This window comes from Paludisphaera mucosa (genome assembly GCF_029589435.1).
Classification (GTDB): Bacteria; Planctomycetota; Planctomycetia; order Isosphaerales; family Isosphaeraceae; genus Paludisphaera; species Paludisphaera mucosa.
The window spans coordinates 2,769,054-2,789,811 of record NZ_JARRAG010000002.1 but is presented as its reverse complement, the minus strand read 5'-3'; the positions used below and the strand labels follow the sequence as shown (position 1 = coordinate 2,789,811).

At 69.1% G+C, this 20,758-nt stretch carries 20 protein-coding genes and 1 tRNA gene; 11 read left to right on the top strand and 10 right to left on the bottom strand.

The annotated features are described in order from the left end of the window. The first annotated feature begins 6 nt into the window (after positions 1-6). The gene (locus PZE19_RS20330; protein WP_277862428.1) at positions 7-150 is read left to right on the top strand and encodes a TOBE domain-containing protein; all 144 of its coding nucleotides are present in this window, start codon (positions 7-9) and stop codon (positions 148-150) included. A gap of 52 nt (positions 151-202) precedes the next feature. Here the strand turns inward: PZE19_RS20330 and PZE19_RS20325 are convergent, their stop codons facing one another. Then, on the bottom strand, positions 203-370 hold the full coding sequence (locus PZE19_RS20325) for a hypothetical protein (RefSeq protein WP_277862427.1): 168 nt from the start codon (positions 368-370) through the stop codon (positions 203-205). 341 nt (positions 371-711) lie between these two features. Then, positions 712-1,773: an XRE family transcriptional regulator gene (locus PZE19_RS20320; RefSeq protein ID WP_277862426.1), complete on the bottom strand. Its 1,062-nt coding sequence runs from the start codon at positions 1,771-1,773 to the stop codon at positions 712-714. Positions 1,774-1,883: 110 nt separating this feature from the next. Here PZE19_RS20320 and PZE19_RS20315 point away from each other — a divergent pair, with 110 nt between their 5' ends. Together PZE19_RS20315 and PZE19_RS20310 are read left to right on the top strand one after the other, a co-directional pair. Then, positions 1,884-2,963, top strand: coding sequence for a DUF1559 domain-containing protein (locus PZE19_RS20315; protein WP_277862425.1), 1,080 nt, complete (start codon positions 1,884-1,886; stop codon positions 2,961-2,963). 148 nt (positions 2,964-3,111) lie between these two features. Next, on the top strand, positions 3,112-3,372 hold the full coding sequence (locus tag PZE19_RS20310; RefSeq protein ID WP_277862424.1) for a hypothetical protein: 261 nt from the start codon (positions 3,112-3,114) through the stop codon (positions 3,370-3,372). Here PZE19_RS20310 and PZE19_RS20305 read toward each other — a convergent pair. After that, complete coding sequence (locus tag PZE19_RS20305; RefSeq protein WP_277862279.1) at positions 3,342-4,493, bottom strand: ISAs1 family transposase; 1,152 nt, start codon at positions 4,491-4,493, stop codon at positions 3,342-3,344. The two genes, PZE19_RS20310 and PZE19_RS20305, sit on opposite strands and share 31 nt — an antisense overlap. Positions 4,494-4,628: 135 nt before the next feature. On the opposite strand from PZE19_RS20305, the gene PZE19_RS20300 reads away from it, so the two are divergent. Then, positions 4,629-4,826, top strand: a complete 198-nt coding sequence (locus PZE19_RS20300) for a hypothetical protein (RefSeq protein WP_277862423.1) — start codon at positions 4,629-4,631, stop codon at positions 4,824-4,826. 357 nt (positions 4,827-5,183) lie between these two features. Here PZE19_RS20300 and PZE19_RS20295 read toward each other — a convergent pair. Further along, positions 5,184-5,256, bottom strand: a tRNA-Ala gene (locus PZE19_RS20295). A gap of 88 nt (positions 5,257-5,344) precedes the next feature. Here PZE19_RS20295 and PZE19_RS20290 point away from each other — a divergent pair. From PZE19_RS20290 to PZE19_RS20280, 3 genes are all read left to right on the top strand, one after another. After that, the gene (locus PZE19_RS20290) at positions 5,345-6,253 is read left to right on the top strand and encodes a glycoside hydrolase family protein (RefSeq protein ID WP_277862422.1); all 909 of its coding nucleotides are present in this window, start codon (positions 5,345-5,347) and stop codon (positions 6,251-6,253) included. A gap of 377 nt (positions 6,254-6,630) precedes the next feature. Next, a complete protein-coding gene (locus PZE19_RS20285) occupies positions 6,631-7,779 on the top strand; it encodes a DUF1559 domain-containing protein (RefSeq protein ID WP_277862421.1) in 1,149 nt (382 codons plus the stop codon). An 85-nt stretch (positions 7,780-7,864) separates the two neighbouring features. Beyond that, positions 7,865-8,341, top strand: a complete 477-nt coding sequence (locus PZE19_RS20280) for a hypothetical protein (protein WP_277862420.1) — start codon at positions 7,865-7,867, stop codon at positions 8,339-8,341. Between the two features lie 21 nt (positions 8,342-8,362). On the opposite strand, the gene PZE19_RS20275 is transcribed toward PZE19_RS20280, so the two are convergent. After that, positions 8,363-9,748 carry a glycoside hydrolase family protein gene (locus PZE19_RS20275; RefSeq protein WP_277862419.1) on the bottom strand — a complete coding sequence of 462 codons (1,386 nt, stop codon included), beginning with the start codon at positions 9,746-9,748 and terminating at the stop codon, positions 8,363-8,365. 326 nt (positions 9,749-10,074) lie between these two features. Between PZE19_RS20275 and PZE19_RS20270 the strand changes: the two genes are divergently transcribed. Continuing rightward, a complete protein-coding gene (locus PZE19_RS20270; protein ID WP_277862418.1) occupies positions 10,075-10,527 on the top strand; it encodes a hypothetical protein in 453 nt (150 codons plus the stop codon). Positions 10,528-10,601: 74 nt separating this feature from the next. Here the strand turns inward: PZE19_RS20270 and PZE19_RS20265 are convergent, their stop codons facing one another. Continuing rightward, complete coding sequence (locus PZE19_RS20265) at positions 10,602-11,384, bottom strand: bestrophin-like domain (RefSeq protein ID WP_277862417.1); 783 nt, start codon at positions 11,382-11,384, stop codon at positions 10,602-10,604. A gap of 208 nt (positions 11,385-11,592) precedes the next feature. Continuing rightward, positions 11,593-12,156, bottom strand: coding sequence for a DNA-3-methyladenine glycosylase I (locus PZE19_RS20260; RefSeq protein WP_277862416.1), 564 nt, complete (start codon positions 12,154-12,156; stop codon positions 11,593-11,595). A gap of 209 nt (positions 12,157-12,365) precedes the next feature. On the opposite strand from PZE19_RS20260, the gene PZE19_RS20255 reads away from it, so the two are divergent. Beyond that, positions 12,366-16,376 (top strand): Ig-like domain-containing protein, encoded by a 4,011-nt coding sequence (locus tag PZE19_RS20255; protein ID WP_277862415.1) that lies wholly within the window; start codon positions 12,366-12,368, stop codon positions 16,374-16,376. Here the strand turns inward: PZE19_RS20255 and PZE19_RS20250 are convergent. From PZE19_RS20250 to PZE19_RS20240, 3 genes are read right to left on the bottom strand one after another with little or no spacing between them, the layout of a single operon-like run. Then, the gene (locus PZE19_RS20250) at positions 16,367-17,143 is read right to left on the bottom strand and encodes a sugar isomerase domain-containing protein (RefSeq protein ID WP_277862414.1); all 777 of its coding nucleotides are present in this window, start codon (positions 17,141-17,143) and stop codon (positions 16,367-16,369) included. The genes PZE19_RS20255 and PZE19_RS20250 overlap by 10 nt on opposite strands. Continuing rightward, the gene (locus PZE19_RS20245; protein WP_277862413.1) at positions 17,140-17,976 is read right to left on the bottom strand and encodes an SDR family NAD(P)-dependent oxidoreductase; all 837 of its coding nucleotides are present in this window, start codon (positions 17,974-17,976) and stop codon (positions 17,140-17,142) included. Before PZE19_RS20245 ends, PZE19_RS20250 begins: the two co-directional genes overlap by 4 nt. A 7-nt stretch (positions 17,977-17,983) precedes the next feature. Further along, complete coding sequence (locus tag PZE19_RS20240) at positions 17,984-18,445, bottom strand: RidA family protein (protein WP_277862412.1); 462 nt, start codon at positions 18,443-18,445, stop codon at positions 17,984-17,986. A gap of 305 nt (positions 18,446-18,750) precedes the next feature. Between PZE19_RS20240 and PZE19_RS20235 the strand changes: the two genes are divergently transcribed. Both PZE19_RS20235 and PZE19_RS20230 read left to right on the top strand, forming a co-directional pair. Continuing rightward, positions 18,751-19,554, top strand: a complete 804-nt coding sequence (locus tag PZE19_RS20235; protein WP_277862411.1) for an alpha/beta hydrolase — start codon at positions 18,751-18,753, stop codon at positions 19,552-19,554. Between the two features lie 171 nt (positions 19,555-19,725). Continuing rightward, entirely contained in the window at positions 19,726-20,619 is an 894-nt protein-coding gene (locus PZE19_RS20230) for a carbon-nitrogen hydrolase (RefSeq protein ID WP_277862410.1), read from the top strand. Positions 20,620-20,758 lie beyond the last annotated feature (139 nt).

Genomic DNA, 20,758 nt, shown 5'->3' with positions numbered 1-20,758 from the left:
GACGTCATGGCTGAGGTCGTCACGGCCGTCGGCGACGTCGAACTGGTCGCCGCCATGACGCGCGGATCGGCCGAGCGGCTCGGCCTCAAAAAGGGGGACGAGGTGAAGGCCGTGCTCAAGGCGTCCGAGGTCCTCATCGACAAGCCTTGAGCCGAGAGCCTCATCTCGTGCCGACTTTCAGGCCGAGGACCTGCCGCACCCATCAGCTCGGCCGCTTCTCGCCGGGGGCCACGATCCGCAGAGGTCCTTGCCGATCGTCGAGCGGCTTGCCGGCGCGGCGGTCGGCGAGCAAGATGACGCGATCGGTGAACGACGGGTCCAGCTCCGGAAGCGCGAACAGGGCCCGATAGCCGTCGGAAGCCTCGACCACCAGGTGATTCGCCAAAGCCGGGCCGCGGAGGTCCTCCCCGAACGGGAACCCGGCGGCCCTCAGCCCTTCGAAGAGCGGGACGCCCTCGAACTCGGCCTCCGCGCCGTCCCTCTCCTTGACGCGGATCGACCGCTGCGGCGGGCGGGCGAAGGCCTCGGCATCCAGGTCGATCGGCTTTGGTACCTCGCCGCCGATTCGGAGCAGGACCTTCGAAGCCTGGGGCGGGGGGCCTGTGCCTCGCTACCTGGCGGGGCGTCGGGCCCGGCGAGAATCCCGATCGAAGCGAGCAAGCCGACCGCGTGGAGATCTCTCATGATCCGCATCCTTTGATCCTGAGACCCTCAGTCGACCGGTCGCAGCTCCCCTGTCTCGGCGCTGTCGTAGCCGGGCAACTCCCCCAGCAGCTTGCGATGGGACGGGGAACGCAGCACCCGCAGTAGGGCCTGGATCCGATGGTCCCCCTCCAGCCGCTCGGGGAAGCACAGATCGTAGCCCTCGTTTCGGACGGGCAGGAAGCCCAGGCCCGCTTCCTCGACGACCAGTCGCAGGCAGACGCCCGCGTCGGCCCAGCCGTGTCGCACCGCCTCGGCCACGCCGCGGTGGTCCGAGGCGATCCTTCGCGGCGGGCTCCGGCCTTCCAGAAGCTCATCGAGACACCGTCGCGCCCCCGACCCGATCTCCCGACCCACCCAGCGGAGCTTCGAATCGACGGCCGCCCGCACGGACGAGGCGCGCACGCAGGGCGCGAGGGCGACGCCTTCCTCCCAGGAGGCTGCGCGGACCAGCTCGTAGCCCGCTCCCAGCGCCTCGCGGACGATCGACCCGTTGCCGCCCGGCTCGTCGGCCCCCGCGAGATGGACGCCCGCGACGTGGACCAGGCCGCGGCCGAGGAGGTCCAGGGCCGCCCGGCTGGAACGAGGCAGGGCGATGAGCCGGACGTTCGCGACCCGGGCCAGCCCGGCGGCCAGGAATCCAACCGCGGGGTCGCAGCCGGCCATCACCAGCGTCCGGCCCGCCTCGTCCTCGTCGCCCTCGCGGAAGCGTCCGCCCTCGAAGACCCCGTCGTGGGCGACGGCCCCCGCGAGGGTCGGCTCGTACGGATAGAGCATTCGCCGGCCGCCGACCTCGGCCCGCCAGTATCGGCACGGCTCGCGACCCGGGGGCCACGCCCAGGCCGCCTCGGGGACGTCGGGCCCCCGCAGGCGGAACAGGTCCTCGACGCGGCAGTCGAGCGCCGCGGCCAGGGCGAGGGCCGCCGCGGCCGAGGGGACGAGGCGCCCGGTCTCGATGGCGCTGACGCCCGCACGCGAGAGGCCGGAGGCTCGGGCCAAATCCTCCTGCGACCAGCCCCGCAGGAGCCGGCTGCCGCGGAGATTCGTGTCGAGCGCGAGGGAGTTTGCCATGATCATATCCGTTGGCGCCACGATTGAATCGAACCGTTCAACCCCGTATAACAGGAAGCCCGACACGTTGGTGTCGGAGACGGACACGACTGTATCACCCGGGCCTATTCATGAGTATCCTCCGTCGTCGCGCCGCCTTCACGCTCATTGAGCTGTTGGTGGTCATCGCCATCATCGCCGTCCTCATCGCCCTGCTCCTCCCGGCCGTCCAGGCGGCGCGGGAGGCGGCCCGCCGCATGAGCTGCTCCAACAACCTGAAGCAGATCGGGCTGGCGCTCCACAACTACGAATCGGCCAACGGCGTCTTCCCGCCGGGCCGGATCAACACCTACGTCGCCGGCAACGGCCGCTGCTGGGGGGCCTATTCGCAGATGCTCCCGTTCCTGGAGCAGGGGGCCGTCTTCAACACGATGAACTTCAGCATGAACCCCGACCCCGACTACACGACCACCAGCGCCGCCGCGAACCAGACCGCGGCCGTGATGGTCGTCTCCATGTTCCTCTGCCCGTCCGACGGCGGGCCGCCGATGGTCCAGGTCGGCGGCGGCATGTACTCGGGCCACAACTACCTGCTGAACGTGGGTTCGGGCTATTCGGTGGTCCAGACGCCGCCCGCGCCGATGACGCCGCCCGACGGCATCCTCTTCGAGAACTCGGCCGTGCGGCTTGCGGCCATCACGGACGGGACCTCGCAGACGGTGGCGATCAGCGAGTCGATCCGCTCCTCGGCCGGCGCCCCGACCGGCTTCAGCGGGCCGGCCGCCTTCGCCCGCGAGCCGCTCGGCGGGTTCGTCATCACCGGCAACAACGCGGCCGGCAACGGCCCGCCCATCGTCTCCGACGACGACTACGCGGCCCGCTGCCTGACCTCGTCACCGCCGGGCTTCCAGCCGACCCGCGGCATCAAGTGGCTCTACGGGGCCCCGGGGCACAGCATGTACAACCACCGCCGGCCGCCGAACGACAAGCGTTACGACTGCCGCGGGGGACTGCCCCACAGCGACAAGTCGACCGCGGACTGGCGCAACCTCTCGCTGAACGTGACCGCCCGCAGCCGTCACCCCGGCGGGGTGGAGTCGCTCTTCTGCGACGGCCACGTGCAGTTCATCAAGGACTCGGTCGACGCGGCGACCTGGCAAGGCCTCGGCACCCGCGGCGGGAGCGAAGTCGTCTCGTCCGACGCCTTCTGACCGGAAAGATCCCGGACATTAAGATAAATCCCAACCCGACCTTCCGTCGCGGGCGGCTCGCACCCGAAACCGTCGCATGGCACGTTCCAGCCCGCTTCTTTCATGCAGGAAAGGAGTCACTGAATACACACCTGTGGAGATCAATCTCATGAACACCCAACCGACGGATTGGGTCGTCCCCGGCGATTCGGCCGACCCCAAACCCTCGCCCAATCGAACCATCCAGCTCGTCGTCGGACTTCTCGCCTTCGCCGGGGCCGGGCTCGCGTTTTACTTCCTGCTCCTCCAGGGCGGGCTCCTGCTGGGGATCGGCTTCCTGGTCGAAATCCTCTCCATGATCGCGCCGCCGGCGGGAGGACAGGGCGATTGCACCATAAGTCATGATCCGGCGAGGACTTTCTCCATATAGCGTGTATTGCATGCGGCGGCGAGGCGTTTGTTCTTCACGCCGATCTTCTCGGACTTCTCGTTCTTGAGCAGGCCCAACGCGGCGCGGCGGACGACGCTCAGGTTGGCGTCGGCCAGGCCCGTGCGGACGCGGCAGGCGTCCTCGCCGAAGGTCACGTCGAGCTGCCAGTGCAGCGAATTCTCGATCGTCCAGTGGCCTCGCACCGCGTCGGCGAACGCCCGGGCGTCGGGGCGGCGGCTCAGGATGTAGTACCGCACCGCGTCGCTCGACCTGCCGTCGCGGGTGGATATGTTGATCGCGACGCCGATCGCCGCCAGGCCCTTCCAACGTTCACGGTCGGCGAGGTCGGCCGGCGCGTCGCAGATGTAGTAGGCCCTGTGTTCGACGCGGCCGTGGGCCGTCTCCCTCGTCTCGAACCGGCCCACCTCGACCTTCGCGAAGTCGTCCTCCATCTGACTCGTGAAGAAGTCTTCGATCGCCCGACGCAGCGTCGGTTGGTTGTCCTTCACCGCCAGGACGTAGTCGGCCTCGCGAGCCAGGACCGCTTCGGCGATCGCCGTCTGGCAGCCCATCGCGTCGATCGTCACCAGGCAGCCCTTCAGCTCCAGCAGCTTCAGCAACGCCGGGATCGCCGGGATCTCGTTCGACTTCTCCTCGACGACGACCTGCCCGAGGCTGAGCCGGTTCGCCGTCGCCCAGGCCGACACCATGTGGATCGCCGACTTGCCCGACGCCCGGTCGAAGCTGCCGCGCAACGTCTTGCCGTCGATCGCCACGACCTGGCCGGCGGTGGCCTCGTGAAGCTCGGAGATCCAGCTCAGCAGGCACTTCTCGAAGGCTCCGGGGTCCAGGACCTGGAAGATCGCGTTGAAGCGGTCGTGCGACGGAATCCCGGCCGAGAGGTCGAGGATCGTCGCCAGCCAGTCCCGCTTCAGCCGCCCCCAGGTGGCGATGGCGACGAAGTCGTCGGCCCCGCAGATCACCGCGCAGACCGCGATGGTCACGATGTTGGCCAGCGGATACGTGACCTTGCGACGACGCGGGTCGGTCAGGCTCGCGAAGTGGTCCTGAAGGCGGATCGACGGAGAGTCGAGATCGGACTCGGGAGACGGCTGCGACATGATCGAGGACCTCGGCCGTCGGCCTCCCGCAACCGAGCCCCCGCCCGGCCGCCGTAGGCCGATCGTCAAGATCTTCGCAAATCACCCATCATGGCGCAATCGCCCTGGGCGGGAGGACGGGATGGATCCGGCTCGATGATCATGATCCCTGCAATCATGGTCATCGCCGGCCTGTGCCTGGCCTTCGGACTGCTCGACGTCACCTTTCGAGCCGTCACGCGAAAGCCCTTCCCGAGCGTGAGCACGATCGTGCGGTTCTTCCTGATCTCCCTGACGCTCGTCGTCGCGACCATGATCGCGGTCGGCGTCGGGACGAGGGCGATGGGAGGATGAAGCGCCCCTGCGGCTGCATCCTGTGGCCGCGATCGTGAAATCCCGCAGCCCGATGATCGCGTGGCCGCCTCGCGGCGGCGACAACGGACCGAGGGCAGAAGTCTGAGGACAGGGCCGATCGGTCTCCGCCGAAGCGTAGGGAACCGTGCCGACCCTGGTCGATCGGCCTCCCGTTCAGGTTGATGAGCGCCTGGCCTGAGGCCTGGTGATCCCGATAGGCCGGGGCCCAGGGACGGGCGTGATAATGGGCCAAAACTCCAGAGACGGTGCACGACCGGCTATCTTGGAGTCATTCGGCCGATCCGCCGGGGGTCGGCGGATGTCCTAAATTGGTTTTTTAAAACCAGTTAGGACGAATGGAGCGGAAGGGGATCGAACCCTCAACCTCAGCATTGCGAACGCTGCGCTCTCCCAATTGAGCTACCGCCCCGATCAGCTTCGGGTCAGGATTAGATTAGCGGCGAGAGGTCGGCGATGCAAGGCGAACGTGGTCGAAATGGTCGGAGGGTGTGTCGAGCATGTTGAAGTCGATGTTGCGGGCGATCCTGGGGATCGGGTTGATGGTCTCGGGCGGGGCCTCGGCGGGCGCATTCGAGGAGCCGTGGCGGTTCACGGGGTGGCGGCCGGTCGAGGGGAATCCGGTCTTCCGGGGCACGGGCGAGGATACCTGGGATCGCAAGATCCGCGAGCGCGGGTTCGTCTTGCCGGAGGGCGGCGGTTATACCCTCTGGTATACCGGGTATGACCGCGACCGGCCCACGACGATGTCGCTGGGCCGGGCCACGTCGATCGACGGCAAGGCCTGGAGGCGTGATCCGGCCAATCCCGTGTTCCGTGCGTCGTGGGTCGAGGACGTCTGCGTCGTCCGGGTGGACGGGACGTACCACATGTTCGCCGAGGGGAGGGGGGACGTCGCCCACCGGTTGTCGTCGCTCGACGGCGTTCGATGGACCGACCACGGGCCGCTCGACGTCCGCAAGGTCGACGGCTCGCCCATCGGGCCCGGCTCGTTCGGCACGCCGACCGCCTGGCACGAGGACGGCGTGTGGCGCCTCTTCTACGAGCGCGGGGACCAGGGCGTCTGGCTGGCGACGAGTCGCGACCTCAAGGTGTGGAAGAACGTCAAGGACGAACCCGTCCTGGCCCGCGGGCCCGAGCCCTTCGACCGGGCGATGATCGCCGTGAACCAGGTCGTCCGTCGCGACGGCTTCTACTACATGTTCTATCACGCGCTCGCCGACGCGGCCGTCCGCGACTGGACCACCAACCTCGCCCGCTCCCGGGACCTCGTCCACTGGGAGAAATACCCCGGCAACCCGATCGTCGGCGGTAACTGCTCGAGCGCCGTGCTGGTCCCGAGCCCCGAGGGCGATCGCCTCTACACGATGCATCCGGAGGTCAGGCTGTTCGAGCCGGACGGACGCTGAACGAGGGATTTCGTCGTGCCTCGGGAGCGTCGAATCCGCGCGATCGCTGCCATCGGCACGTAAGCGGAAAATGAATCCACGACTTGGAAATCGCGCCTTCTCCTTGTAAGCTGTCGTCGTCCCTTGCATCCTGCATCCGCCCCGGCATCCTCCTCTCCTTGCCGACGGATGGAGGCGATTCGGCCGAACTTCGCGCCGTCTCCGCGTCATCTTCATCATCGCCCGCGACAATGATTGAGTGACGACCCGGCCTCGCCGGGCGGGTCCCGTCGTTTGATGCGGACTTACCGGTCGGTCCGGATCGCCCACTTCCTACCGTGCTTCCGAGGCCCCACCATCAGGGCCAGCCGCCTCATCCCGATTACGAGAAATCTTTCATGTTCGGACGTACTCCGCCCCGTTCCCGATCCGCGTTCACGCTGATCGAGCTGTTGGTGGTGATCGCCATCATCGCCGTCCTGATCGCCCTGTTGCTGCCCGCCGTGCAGTCGGCCCGCGAGGCCGCCCGGCGGATCCAGTGCACGAACAACCTCAAGCAGATCGGCCTGGGGCTGCACAACTACCTGAGCACGCACAACGTCTTCCCCCCCGGTCGGATGACGCCCGACCTGCGCACCGGCGCCGGCGTGGTTTCGACGAGCTATACGAGCTACGGCAGCATCACGACGTCGGGCTGGACGGGTTACTACTCCGTCCACTGCCACATCCTGAACTACATGGAGCAGGTCAACGCGTACAACGCGATGAACTTCTCGGCGCCCAACGTCTCGCGGCTGACCTCGGGCGGCCAGGCGACGATCTACTCCGCGAATTACACGGCGTTCGCCATCGCCCAGAGCACGTTCCTCTGCCCGTCCGACCCCAACACGACGGCCGGCGGGATCAGCGAGAACAACTACCGCTACAACTTCGGCGGCTCGACCCCCTACGCCGGGGCGGACTCGACCACCACCCAGTCGACGATCACGGCGCTCTCCGGCGGCAACGGCGCCTTCACGATCGGCCCGGGCATGAGCATGGCGCAGTTCACCGACGGCCTGAGCAACACGGCCGCCTTCGCCGAACGCACCAAGGGGACGGGCTTCCCGGTCGCCACCCAGCTCCCCTCGCTGTCGGACAACGTCACCCGCGTCGGCCGCGCCGCCGGCTTGCCCGATCGCGAGGCGCTCTTCACGGACTGCCTCAGCGCCCGGCGGATCGACTCGTTCAACTTCAACGCCCAGGGGCGCTGGCTGCCGGGCTCGGACTTCTCCGACGGCTGGCCGTTCGCCTGGTACATCGCCACGATGTACAACCACGTCGCCCCGCCGAACTGGCAGGGGATCGACTGCGGCTCGTTCAGCTCGACCATGGACACGCCGGGCGAGCACGCCATCGTCTCGGCCCGGAGCGCCCACCCCGGCGGCGTCAACGTCCTGATGGGCGACGGCTCCTCCCGGTTCGTCAAGAACTCGATCGCGGTCGAGACCTGGCGGGCCGTCGGCACCCGCGCCGGCGGCGAGGTCGTCAGCTCGGATTCGTACTGAGCCGGGCGAGTCGGACTCGACCTTCCCCACGCACCCGAGGCGGCCTCGCGCCGCCTCGGGTTTCTCGCCCCTCTCGGAGCGCTTGATGGCCCCTTCGTCGATCGGATCGCGGCGACACGTCCTGCTGGTCTGCGCCCTGGCTACGATCGGATGCGGCGGTACGACCGCGCCGCCCGCGGCCTACGTCGCCGACAACGTCGGAGCGCATGGCGGCCTGCTCGTGCCGCTGCCGAAGGACCGCGGGTTCGGCGAGGTGCTCTCGAAGCCGCTCCCCAAGGCGACCGCCAAGGCCGACGGCGTTTTGGCCGTCTACTTCCTGTCTCCGGAGAAGTCCGCGGCCCTGACCCCGCCCCCTTCGGCGGCCGCGCTCAAGATCAAAATGCCCGGACAGGAAGCCCCCCTCGACGTCCCGCTCAAGCTCCAGGCCGACGCCAAGGACCCGGTGGGCGGCTCGCTGTTCACATCGGCCCCGGGCCTCTTCTCGCTGGACCAGCTCTTCGGCGACCTGATCGTCACGGTCGACGGCGAGTCGGTCACGATCCCTTTCGAGAAGCACCGCTGATCGTCTCGGCCCCTCGACCGCTTATTTCGCCCGGATCCTGAGGGCGACGTCCTCGGCGAATTCGGGCGATTTCGCGATGAGAACGGCCCCATTCGCGCTCGACAGGGTCTCGTTCGCGAGCACCTCCCCGGATCGGGGATCGATCCATTCGAGGTGGTACGAAGCCGGCGGCAGGTGGAGCGAGAGTGCGGCCTTCGGCCCGCGGTCGATGTAGATCGCGTATTCCCCGGGACGCGAGAAGGCGCTGGCTCGCGCCCCTTCGGACAGCTTGCTCCCCGAGAGCAGCTCGGGCGTGGGCCTCATCTTCCAGAACTCGCAGTCGCCCAGGAAGCCGGCGAGGACGGCCATCTGCTTGCGGAATGCGGGGCCGCCGCCGCCGGGGGTGGGGTCCTTCACCTCGGCCGTGCCGTCGGGATGGGCCGTCGTGAACGAGTAGTCCAGGTTGTTGAAGAGGGCCCCGCCGGCCAGGAAGAACTCCCAGGCCTGCGTCCGGTAGACGCGGTCGCCGGTCCCCTTGAAGCCGGTCTCGTTGTCGCCGATCGGCCGGTCCAGATGGCCGTTCATCGTCACGGCCTCGGGGACGGCGTAATGGAAGTTGTAGAACGACACGTTCGGGTCGGGCCGCTCGACCTTCGCCTTGTCATTGGCGTAGTTTTGCGCGATCAGGTGCTTGTGCGGCAGCGCCTTCTCGGCCTCGACGATCTCCCGGGCGATGCGCGCCTGCCACTCGGCCGAGGCCCCGAAATACGGCTCGTTGCAGATCTCGTAGTACAGGTTGTCGAACCCGTTCAGCTCGGCCACGGCCTTCTTCACGAACGCGACCTGCACCGCGGTGAGGTCGTCGTGCTTCAGGGTCAAAACCTCGCAGCGCGGGCATCGGCCGACGCCGTTGACGTTGTTGGCGGCGTTCATGGGGTTGACCGCCCACAGCCCGTCGTCGTACAGCACGCAGAACAGGTTGAATTCGACGACGACGCCCCGCTCGGAGGCCAGCGTCATGAACCCCTTCAGGCGTGCGAAGTAGGCGTCGTCGAAGCGGTCGAGGTCGAACTTCTCGGCCTCGCCCGGCTTCTGGACCTGGACCCACGGTGCGATGTATCGGCCGCGGATCGGGGCCAGCACGTTGTCCCGGATGTTGAACGAGCCGGGCGTCTCGCGGTAGGTTCCGGCGAACGTCCGTGTGTTGTTGAGGCCGTCCTTGTGCAGCGCGTCCAGGTAGGCGCGCTGGTCGAGGGCCAGGTTCAGCACCTCGCCGTAATGATCCCCCGAGGTGATCAGGAGCGTCGGCTTGCCGCGGAACTCGAAGTACCGCGGGTTCTCGGCCAGGAGCTTGATCGGCTCGGCCGCCGGGGCGAAGGCCGGGAAGGCGAGCACGACGATCAGCGATGCGAGAACAGGTCGGCGCATGACATGGGCTCCGGAGGGGCCCTCCCGCCCGGAGACGCTCGGACGTCGAGGGGCTCTCATTGTCGAAGCGCCCCCTCGTCGATGCAACCGACAGCCATGTCTCGGGGCCGGCCGGCTCCGATCTCAGCCTTTCCGCAACATGACGCATGGTCTCGACGGGATCGAACATTCCGGACTTGCCCGGCAGTACGGGTTCCTCGATCCGTAAGCTTGGACGACTACGGAGCCGATCGCCTGAGATGTCGGACTGGAGAAACCCGGAATAGAATGAAATTCCAAAGGCTTCTGTGTGACAGTCGTAAGTCGCCTCTCGCGAAGGTGTCGCTATGGGGATCGCAACGGGCAAATGGGAGCGTCACGAGTGTCGATCCGAGAATGGCATCCTCTACGCCACGGGGCTGTTCGTCCCGCTTGTTGGATCCCCGGAGTTCGGATACCAATCAGGTCCGCCCGAAACCCTTTCATCCCTCCTGTCCCGCCGGGCCGGCGAGTGGATCGAGGTCGATACACTGTGCCGGAGCCTGGAACCCGGAAGTGGAGTGGTTGTGGAGGCTGGCGGCGGGTTTTTCGAAGGGGAGGGATTCGTCGCGGTGGCCGGTCCGCCCGGAGGAGGATTGATCTGGGTGTTGCACCTCTCCAATTCTGAGGCCTTCACGGCGGTCGCCGTGGATGGCTCGGAGATCGTGGCCGTTGCGGAAGAGTATCCCTCCCGCAACGAGTTCCGCATCCCTCTGAGAGAGCCGCATCTCCTTTACGTCCGATCGACGCGCCACCTCTAAACGAGTCGCGGCGGATCTGCCTTATCGCGTAACGTGATTCACTTCCTGCGCCTCGGCGACCCATCTCGGTCGAATCAGTTCTCGGGCACCTCGTCGAGGATGTATCGCGTCAGGCTGAAGCCGTCGGGGTCGATCTTGACGTCGCCCGAGAAGGGGGAGCCGAACATCAGGATGAGGTACAGGTTCAGGGCGATCACGGCCGAGAGCATGGCCGTGATCGCGAGCTGGAGCCGGAAGTCGTCGAGCTTGAAGAAGTACGTGAACCCCACCGTGATCACCCCGCCGGCGATCAGGACGATCCACTCCAGCGACGGCAGCCCGCGCTGGGAGGCGATCAGGAGCCGCGTCCGGCGGCTGTTCCAGAATTGGGTCACCGATCCGAGCTGGGCGTCGAAGATCGCCGACTCGCGCTCGGACTTCGGCTCGAAGGAGAGCACGGCGCGGGAGAGGTCCACCGCGAGCGCACGGGCCTCGGGCGACGTCCGCCCGCTGGCCATCAGCGGCCATTCCCGCTCGGTCGCGGACTTCACGTAGGCGGCGATGATGCTCCGGACCCGTCGCGACGTATCGCCGGGGAGCTGGGAGGCGAAGAGGGCGATGTCGGAGATCGCGTTCGACTCCGACTCGACCGTCAGCCGGGCCTCCGAGAACTTGCTCATCGAGTCGACCACGATCAGCCCGAGGATCACCGCGTAGAGGGTGCCGACCACGGCGTAAAGATAGCTCGCGACGTCCTGGATCGCCTTCAGGTCGTGCCGGTGCAGGGAACGGCGGACCAGGGCCAGGCCGACGAGCGAGGCCGCCACGCAGCCGGGGATCAGGACGAGGAAGCCGACGGGGTACGAATCGATCGTCACGGCGCGACTCCCCAGGCTCGCGCCGGGCCGCCTCGCCCGAGGTCGCCCGCGCGGGTTTTGTTCGGGTCGAGGTGGCTCGGCGGAAAGCCGCGCGGGCGTCGTCGCCGGTTCGAAGAGACTATCAGGGACGACGGCCTGAGCCTAGCACGCAATTCCCGCGATCGGCGCCCACGCGCCCGACGGCGATTCGCGAGGGCCCGCGACCCGGCTACCCTTGGTCGATATCGGCGTATCGGAAGCAGTCGACGAGGTGGTCGTTCACGATTCCCGTGGCCTGCATCATGGCGTAGCAGATCGTCGAGCCGACGAAGTTGAACCCGCGCTTCTTGAGGTCCTTGCTCATCGCGTCGGAGACCGGCGAACTGGCCGGGACCTCCTTCATCGTCCTCCAGGCGTTGCGGATCGGGCGGCCGTCGGCGAACCGCCAGATGTAGGCGTCGAAGGTCCGGAACTCGTCCTGGACCTCGAGGAACGCCGCGGCGTTGCGGACGGCCGAGGCGACCTTCAGGCGATTCCGCACGATGCCCGGGTCGGCCATCAGCCGCTCCACGTCGGCCGCGTCGAACTGGGCGACGGCGGCCGGGTCGAACCCGGCGAAGGCCCGGCGGTAGTTCCCGCGCTTGCGCAGGATCGTGTCCCAGCTCAACCCGGCCTGGGCCCCCTCCAGGATCAGGAATTCGAACCATCGGCGGTCGTCGCGGACGGGCACGCCCCACTCCTCGTCGTGGTAGCGGATCGCCAACTCGTCCTTCGCCCATCCACAACGTTTCATGGCCGCCCCATCCCGACGTCCGCCCGAGCCAGGTCCCCACGCTCGCGATCGTAGCCCGACGCCCGCTCCGCCGCCAGGAGGCTCCCGGCTCGGGCCTTCAGCCATGGTTGAGAACATGGTAGACTCGCGGCGTCGAAGCCGACGAAGCCAACCTGCGACGCCGCCCGTGCTCCCCGCCGGGCGACGGGCCTTCGAAAAGAGAAACCGAGATGGGCGACCCCCGCGTGCCGGGGCCGGGACGACTCCCGGCGGGCCGAGATCGTTCCTCGAGCCGGAGGACCGCGCGGCTGCGACCGGCCGTCGACCGCCTGGAGGACCGCCTGACGCCGAGTTCGGGATCCGCCCCGGGCTTGCCGATCGAGGCCCTGTACGCCGTCTCGGAGTCGCTCGGCCGGGCCGACGTCTCGTACGCGGCGCAGGCGGCCCGCGGGGCGTACGCGCTCGACAACGCCGTCAACGGATACGCCGCAACGGTCGCCGCCGAGGGCTTCCGGATCGGGTCCGGGGCGGACGCCTGGTCGCTGAGCGTCCGGGGCGTCGGCTACGGCGACGACATCCGGCCCCTGGGCCCCGGCGCGGCGACGGTCGAGGCCAACCGCGTCGCGTACGACCAGGGCGCGGTCTCGCAGTGGTTCGTCAACGGCCCGCTCGGGCTCCAGCAGGGCTTCACGCTCGACGCCCGGCCCGAAGGCTCCCCGGCCGACGGCCCGCTGACGATCGCCCTCGCCGTCGGCGGCCTGATCCCGACCGCCTTGCCGGGCGGCACGTCCGTCGCCCTCGCCCGCGCCGACGGCACGCCCGTCGCGACCTACGGCGGGCTGATCGCCTACGACGCCGAGGGCCGCGCGATCCCCGCCGCGATGACCGTCGACGCCACCCCCGGCGGCCCGACCGTCGCGATCCGCGTCGACGACGCCGACGCCGTCTATCCCCTCGTCGTGGACCCGTACGTCCAGTCGTCGTCGGTGACGGCGGATCTCCCCGGCGGGGGGTGCCAGATCGCCGTCTCGGCCGACGGCTCGACGATGGCGGTGGGCGTGCCGCTCTCCGGGCTCGTCCTGATCTACGAGAAATCCGCCGACGGCTGGGCGGAGACGGGACGGATCCAACGCAGCGAGCCGGCGTATCGAAGCCGCTTCGGCGCGTCCGTCGCCCTGAGCGCCGACGGCTCGACCTTCGTCGCCGGGGGCCGGGAAGACGCCCCCACGATGAGCCAGGACGAGTATAGCGTCTACACGCGCGGCGTCGACGGCTGGGCCGATCCGACCCATACGACCCTGACGGCGCCGGCCGACCTTACGTTCGGGACGGCCGCGGCCGTCGACGCTTCCGGCCGGACGATCGCAGTGACCGGATTCGCCGTCGGCCCGGACGGCTGGCCCTCCCTGAGATCGATCCTGATCTACCGCGCGGGGGCCGAAGGCTGGGCTCTGGCCTCGCGAATCGCGTCGCCCGACATCGGCGGCGGCTTCGACTCCGACGGTCCGATCGCCCTCGACGATGCGGGCGAGAACCTCGTGGTCGGCGGGCCCACCTCGAGGTTGGAAGATGGGTCCGACGCCCGTGTCGCGTTCTTCTTCAGGCTCGATCCGGTCGACGGTTGGTCCTGGGCCGGGAAAGCGACGATGCCCGCCCCCGAGCAGGCGATCCTGTTCGGCGACTCGGTCGCGATCAGCGGCGACGGCAGGACGGCGCTGGTCGGCGGGGCCTTCGGGCCCGGCTCCCCTCGTGAAGCCGCCCCCATCCAGGTCTACACCCGGTTTGGCGGATACTGGGCGCGCACGGGGGAACTCGCGGTGGACGTCGATCCGAACTCGACCGAAGGGATCGCCGGCCGCGTCGCGCTGAACGAGGACGGCACCGTCGCCGTTGCGGCCACAACCAACCTGACGTCGCCGACCCACCGCGCGGGCTCGGTCTACGTCTTCGTCCGCAGGGGCGACGATTGGCATGTCGAGTCGCGCCTCGACTCGCCGAACGACCCGGCCGTCGACGACCACTTCGGGGCGGCCCTGGCGGCCCGGGGCGGCTTCCTGTACGTCGGCGCGTCTCGATACGGCTCGGTTGCGGGCGGCGAGGGGACGATCAAGGTCGACTCCTACGCGTTCGCGCCGAGCCCGCTCATCCTGGACCAGCCGACGAACGTGCGGGTCATCGCGGGGCGGACCGCCACGTTCACGGCGGCCGCGGCAGACCCCGGCCTGTCGGCCCGGTGGGACGCCAGCCGCGACGGCGGCGCGACCTGGTCGGCCGCCGAGGGGACGTCGTCGACCGCGACGGTCGCGGGGCACACGCAAAGCTGGCTGACCGTCGACGCCGTCGCGGCGAACTCCGGCATGCTGGTCCGCGTCGTCGTCACCGACCCCGGATCGGGGGAGTCGGCCGTCGGCGCGCCGGCCGCGCTCGTCGTGGTCGAGCCCGCGATCTCGTTCTCGACTTACATCAGCCGGAATCCGCTCCCCTACGGCACCGTCGGCGCCACCATCACCGTACGCGTCGCCTCGACGGACGCCCTGACGACGATCCCCGACGGCGGCGTCCTGACGTTGTCGCTCGGTGATTACTACTCTGAGGATAGGACGATTGAGGGCGGGCTTGCGACGTTTTGGATATCTCCGACCATGCCGGTCGGGTCTCATTTCCTCGGCCTGTATTATCAGGCCCGAGAGGGCGGCGAAATCGTCGTCGACAACGTGAGCGAGATGCTCGTCGTCACCCGCGCCGGGGCGACCGCGACGCTCGAAGCCCCGATCGAGGCCGCGCAAGGCGATCCGGTCTCGCTCGCCGCGGTGATCTCGCCATCGTCGTCGCTCGCGACGGCTCGCGGCGGCGTGATCTTCCTGGACGGCGGGCGGCCGATCGCGTTCGAGCAGACGACCGCCGCGGGCGGCCGAGTCGTCGCGACGTTCTCGTCCCGGGGCCTGGCGGCGGGCGACCATTACCTCCAACTCGTCTACCTGGGCGACCCGACGACCTCGGCGGCGTCGTCGGGCGTCTATCGCGTGACGATCAGGCCGACGGGCTCCTCGGTTGCCGGCGGGCTCGCCGCGCCGCTCGCGGGGACGGCCCCGGCGGCCTCGGGAGCCGGCGGCGGGGCGGGGGGGCCCTGGTCTCCTTCGCCCGCAGCGCCCTCCGCCGAGGGCCGCGTCGTCCGGGGGGAATCCGTAACCTTCGCGGCGGACGTCCAGGGCACTTATGCGTCGGTGCGGTGGCAGTACGCCGACGGCGAGGCCTGGGTCGACATCCACGGCGCGTCGCGGCCGTGGTACACGCGGACGGCGAGCCTCGACGACTCGGGCCGACTCTTCCGCGCCATGCTCGTCGACGAGCATGGCGCGACGACCACGTCCGGCCCCTACTCGATCGAAGTCGTGCCCGACTCGGTCTCCATTGATGTCTACATGCGGCCCATGACCGTCGGGCAGGAAACCGGCATCCTCGCCCACTTCCGATCATCCGACCCGGGCCGCCCGCCCACGGGGTCCGTCCGGGCGTCCTTCGGCGACTGGGCCGTCTGGGCCCCGCTGGTGGACGGATGGGTCAACTGGATCGTCAAGGTGCCGATGACGGCCGCGACGCATGAGGTCCGGATCGATTACGGGCCGACCTTCGACCACTTCCCGGCCGTGAGTGCGACCCTCCACCAGATCGTGACCCGGGACGCCTCGCTGCTGACCGTCGCCGCCCCGCGGACCGCCGGCGAGGGCGACCTCGTCTCGCTCGTCGTTCGGGTCGCGACGACCCTCCTCGACAGGCCGCCGACCGGGGGCGTTATGGTGCTGGACGGCGGCCGGCCGATCGCGCTCGTCCCCGTCGTCGACGCCGGGGACGGCACTTCGAGCTCCATCGCGACGTTCGCGACCCGGAACCTCGCCGTGGGCGACCACTACTTCCAGTTCGTTTACCTGGGCGACCCCTGGAACACGATGGCGTCGACGAGGGTCTACAAGCTCACGATCCAGCCGGAGGCGGCCGTGCGGGCGACGGCCGCAGCCTCGACGTCGGCGAGCCGCCCGGCTGGCGTGACACTGGCGATCGCGGCCCCGCCCCCGTCGAGCGGGCCCGGCGCCGGGGGGCGCGCGGCGAAACCTGCGGTCGCGATCGCGGGCCGGCTCGCGGCGTTGGCGCGGCCGCGGTCCCGGGTCGCGCACGTCGCATGGTCCGGAATGCGGACCAGGCCCGTGGCCTCGTGGCCGGGAGGGACCGACCTTCAGCGGTAAAGGACCCCGATCCGCCGCCGGTAGTCGTCGTAGGTCTCTTCGAACAGGCGGAGGGCGGCTTCCGGGCCGAGGTGGAAGGCGGACGTGAGGACCTTCGGCGGTTTCCCGGCTTCGGTCAGGAGGCGGGCGACCTCGGCCTTCACGAGGTTGATCAGGGTGCAGCCGGTCACGGTCGACACGGGGGAGACGGGGGTCGACAGGCCGACGATCCAGACGGCCGAGTCGCCCGGCGGGGCCTGGTGGTCGAGGATCAGGTCGGCGACCTCGTGGAGCTTCCGCCCCGACTCGTGTTTGGAGGTCGAGACGTCGGCGTTGGCCCGCGACGTCAGGGCGACGACGGCCATGCCGAGCCGCTTCGCCTCGGCGGCCACGTCGATCGTCACCGCGTTGCAGCCGCTGCTGGAGACGGCGAGCAGCACGTCGGCGGGGCTGACGGCGAAGTTCCGCCAGAGGACCGGGCCGAAGCCCTGCACGTTCTCCAGGAACATCGCCTGGCGCTGGCCGTTGGCCCCGACGACCGGGTTGTGGAAGCTCATCGACAGCTCGACGATCGGGTGGAAGCCGGGGAACGAGCCGTAGCGCGGGAACATTTCCTCGACGGCCATCCGCGAGTGCCCGGTGCCGAAGACGTGGACCAGCCGGTCGGCCAGGATCGCATCGGCGAACAGCCCCGCCGCCTGGCGGACGGCCGGGAGCTGGGTGGCCTCGATCGCGTCAAGCCCCGCGCGGGCGGCGCGCAGGTACTGGGAGAGGACGTCGTCGCTCATGGTTTCTCGAAGGTCGGGGGAGGGGGGGCGTCGGGGAGGCGGCCCTCGGAGACGCACCAGCCGCCGTCGACGTTCAGGACGACGCCCGTCGTGAACCGCGAGGCCGGCTCGCACAGGAAGAGCGCGGCCTCGGCGCAGTCCTCGGCCGAGCCGGGGCCGCCGGCCATCGGCTGCTTGGCCGCCAGATAGGCCAGGATCGCCGGGTCGCCGCAGGCCCGCGCGGCCATCGGCGTCTCGATCAGGGCCGGGGCGATCAGGTTGAACCGGATGCGGTCGCGGGCGTACCGCGAGGCCGCGGCGATCGTCATCGCCTCGACGGCCCCCTTGCTCGCCGCGTAGGCGATCGTCCCGAAGAAGTCGGGGGCGGGCGACCAGCCCAGCACCGACCCCATGTTCAGGACGGTGCCGCGCAGGCCGCGGGCATCGGGCTCCTGCATCAACATTTGCCGGACGGCCGCGCGGTCGGTCAGGAACGTCGACCGCGCGTTGGCGTCGAGGACGGCGTCCCAGCCGGCGACGGAGCACTCGTGCAAGGGCCCGTCGCCGAACCGCCGGCCGCTGAGGCCCGCGACGTGGAAGAGCACGTCGAGCCGGCCGCCGAGGATCTCGACCGCCTCGGCGAACAACCGGTCGACGTCCTCCGGGACGGCGGCGTCGGCCGTGAGCACGGCGACGCCGGGCCCGAGGTCGGCGGCCGCCGCGGCGCAGGTCTCGGGCGAGCGGCCGCAGGCGACGACCCGCGCGCCTTCGTCGCGGAACCGCCGGGCCGAGGCCAGGCCGATGCCGCCGGTCCCGCCGACGATCAGGCAGCGCGAGCCGTCGAGGCGACCCATGGGGGCCTCAATCCTTGACCTGGAAGATGGCCTCGACCTCGATCGCCATCCCGCCGGGCAGCGACCCCGCGCCGAAGGCGCTCCGGGTGCCCACGCCGGCCTCGCCGAAGACCTCTTGCATGAGGTTCGAGAAGCCGTTGATGACCTTGGGCTGGTCCTTGTAGTCGGCCGGGCAGTTGACCAGGCCGAGCGTCTTGACCAATCGCACGACGCGGTCGAGCGAGCCGAGGTGGTCCTTGAGCGTCGCCAGGATGGCCAGCCCGGTCTGCCTCGCGGCGGCGATCCCGGCCTCCATGTCCAGGTCGTCGCCGACCTTGCCGTAGATCATCGTGCCGTCGGGCTTCAGCGGGCCGTGGCCCGACACGTAGAGGAACTCGCCCACGCGCAGGGCCGTGACATAGGTCGCCACCGGCTTCGGGGCGGGGGGCAGCTCCAGCTTCAAGGCGGCGAGGCGTTCTTCGGCTCCCATTGCGGCGAGGTCCCTGTTTCTGCGTGGAGGAAGGATCTGGAAGCGGCGGGCGCGGCCCCGCGGACGTCGAACAGAGCCTACCGGCGACAGCCCCGCGATTCAACCGGGGCCGGTCTGGGGGCCTGGCCAGGGTATGGTGGTATCAAGACCTTCGACTCAGTTTCAGGTCCTAACATTCCGGCGCGTCCAGCCGTACAACAGGTGAGGGAATCGGCGGTGGAGAAATGGGGGGCGGGGGATGCGGGATGCGGTGGGGTTCCTCTTGGATTCGGGATAAAAGTCGATCCGCGGACCGGCCGCCGTGGATGACGCTGTTTCTCTCGGTCGTCGGGGCGGCGGCCGTCGCGGCTGTCTCGTGGATGGGTGAAGCCGAGCCCGTCGATGGCACCGAGGAGATCAAGGCGCTTATGAGGGCCGGACGATCGACCCTGGATGGTTCCGAGGGAGACGGCGGCCGACTCTCCGCTCGGCCAGGACGTCTGACGGAGGCTGCCGCGGCCGGGCTGCATCGGCTCGGCATGGACGAAATTCGAGACGGCCTGTTGTACGTGCCCGTCGGTTACCGGCCCAAGCGGCCCGCGCCGCTGGTCGTCGTGCTCCACGGGGCGCGCGGCGACGCGAAAGACGGAATCGCTCTGCTTCGAGGGCAGGCCGACGACGCCGGCCTGATTTTGCTGGCCCCTTCGTCCCGCGGCCGGACCTGGGACGCCATTCTTGGTAGCTTCGGTCCGGACGTCGAGGTCATCCAGCAGTCGCTAGCTCAGACATTCGGCCGATGTTCGGTCGACCCGGATCGCGTGGTCGTGTGCGGGTTCTCCGACGGTGCCAGCTACGCGCTCTCGTTGGGGCTGACCAACGGCGACCTGTTCACCCGGGTGATCGCTTTCTCGCCCGGCTTCATGGCGCCGGGAAAGCGGCACGGTCGGCCCCGCATCTACCTCTCACACGGGACGAACGACTCGGTCCTGCCGATGGAGCGTTGCAGTCGCGTGATCTTGCCGAAACTCCGGGACGCGGGCTACGAGGTCGCCTACCGTGAATTCGTCGGTCCTCACTCCGTACCGGACGAAATTGCCCGCGAGGCCGCGACCTGGCTCTTCACAAGATGAGCCGCGCAGTCGGTGCGAGCCGACACTCGACGGCCGGCGGATTCGCCGCCACATCGCCGGTCGTACGCCGCCGGGTTTCGGCGGTGCGCGTTAGCCGGTCGGTGGGCGTATTGGTAACATGTCCTTGGGAAAGCGATTTCACAGACTTGTAGGTTTCGAGGCTCGACGCGCATGAGGGCGAACCGCCCGCCGTTCCGCGTGGGATTGATCCAGATGAGGTGCTCGGCCGACCCCGACGACAACCTGCGTCGGGCGTCGGAGATGCTGCGCGACGCGGCGTCGAAAGGGGTGCAGGTCGCCTGCCTGCCCGAGCTGTTCCTGACGCCCTACTTCTGCCAGACCGAGGACGCGGCGGTGTTCGACCTCGCCGAGCCGATCCCCGGGCCGACCACCGAGGCCCTGGCGAAGGTCGCCCGCGAGGCGAAGATGACGGTCGTCGGCTCGATCTTCGAGCGTCGGACGGCCGGCGTGTACCACAACACGGCCGTCGTGCTCGACGTCGACGGCTCGCTCGTCGGCCGCTACCGCAAGATGCACATCCCCGACGACCCGCTGTACTACGAGAAGTACTACTTCACCCCCGGCGACCTCGGCTTCAAGAGCTTCGAGACGAAGCACGCCCGCGTCGGCACGCTCGTCTGCTGGGACCAGTGGTACCCCGAAGCCGCCCGGTTGACGGCCTTGCAGGGCTCGGAAGTCCTCTTCTACCCCACGGCGATCGGCTGGCACCCCAGCGAGAAGGCCGAGTTCGGCGAGGCCCAGGCGTCCGCGTGGGAGACCATGCAGCGCGCCCACGCGATCGCCAACGGCGTCTTCGTGGGGGCGATCAATCGCATCGGCCACGAAGGGGCGGCCGACGGCGGCATCGAGTTCTGGGGCGGCTCGTTCCTGGCCGACCCCTTCGGCCGCGTCCTCGCGCGGGCGAGCCGCGACCGCGAGGAGATCTTGGTCGTCGAGTGCGACCCCCGCCTCCAGGAAGAGACCCGCCGCAACTGGCCCTTCCTCCGCGACCGCCGCATCGACGCCTACGCGCCGATCACCCAGCGGTTCCTGGACGGGTCCTGAGCGCCGTCACGGAGATTGGGTTCGTGCGCCCGGACGACCATCGAACCCGATCGACGCAAACGCTTACATGTAAACTACCTAAGATCAGAAATCGGCTCCAGGATTTGGCTTCGGTCGTCGAATTTTTTTTATTTCGACC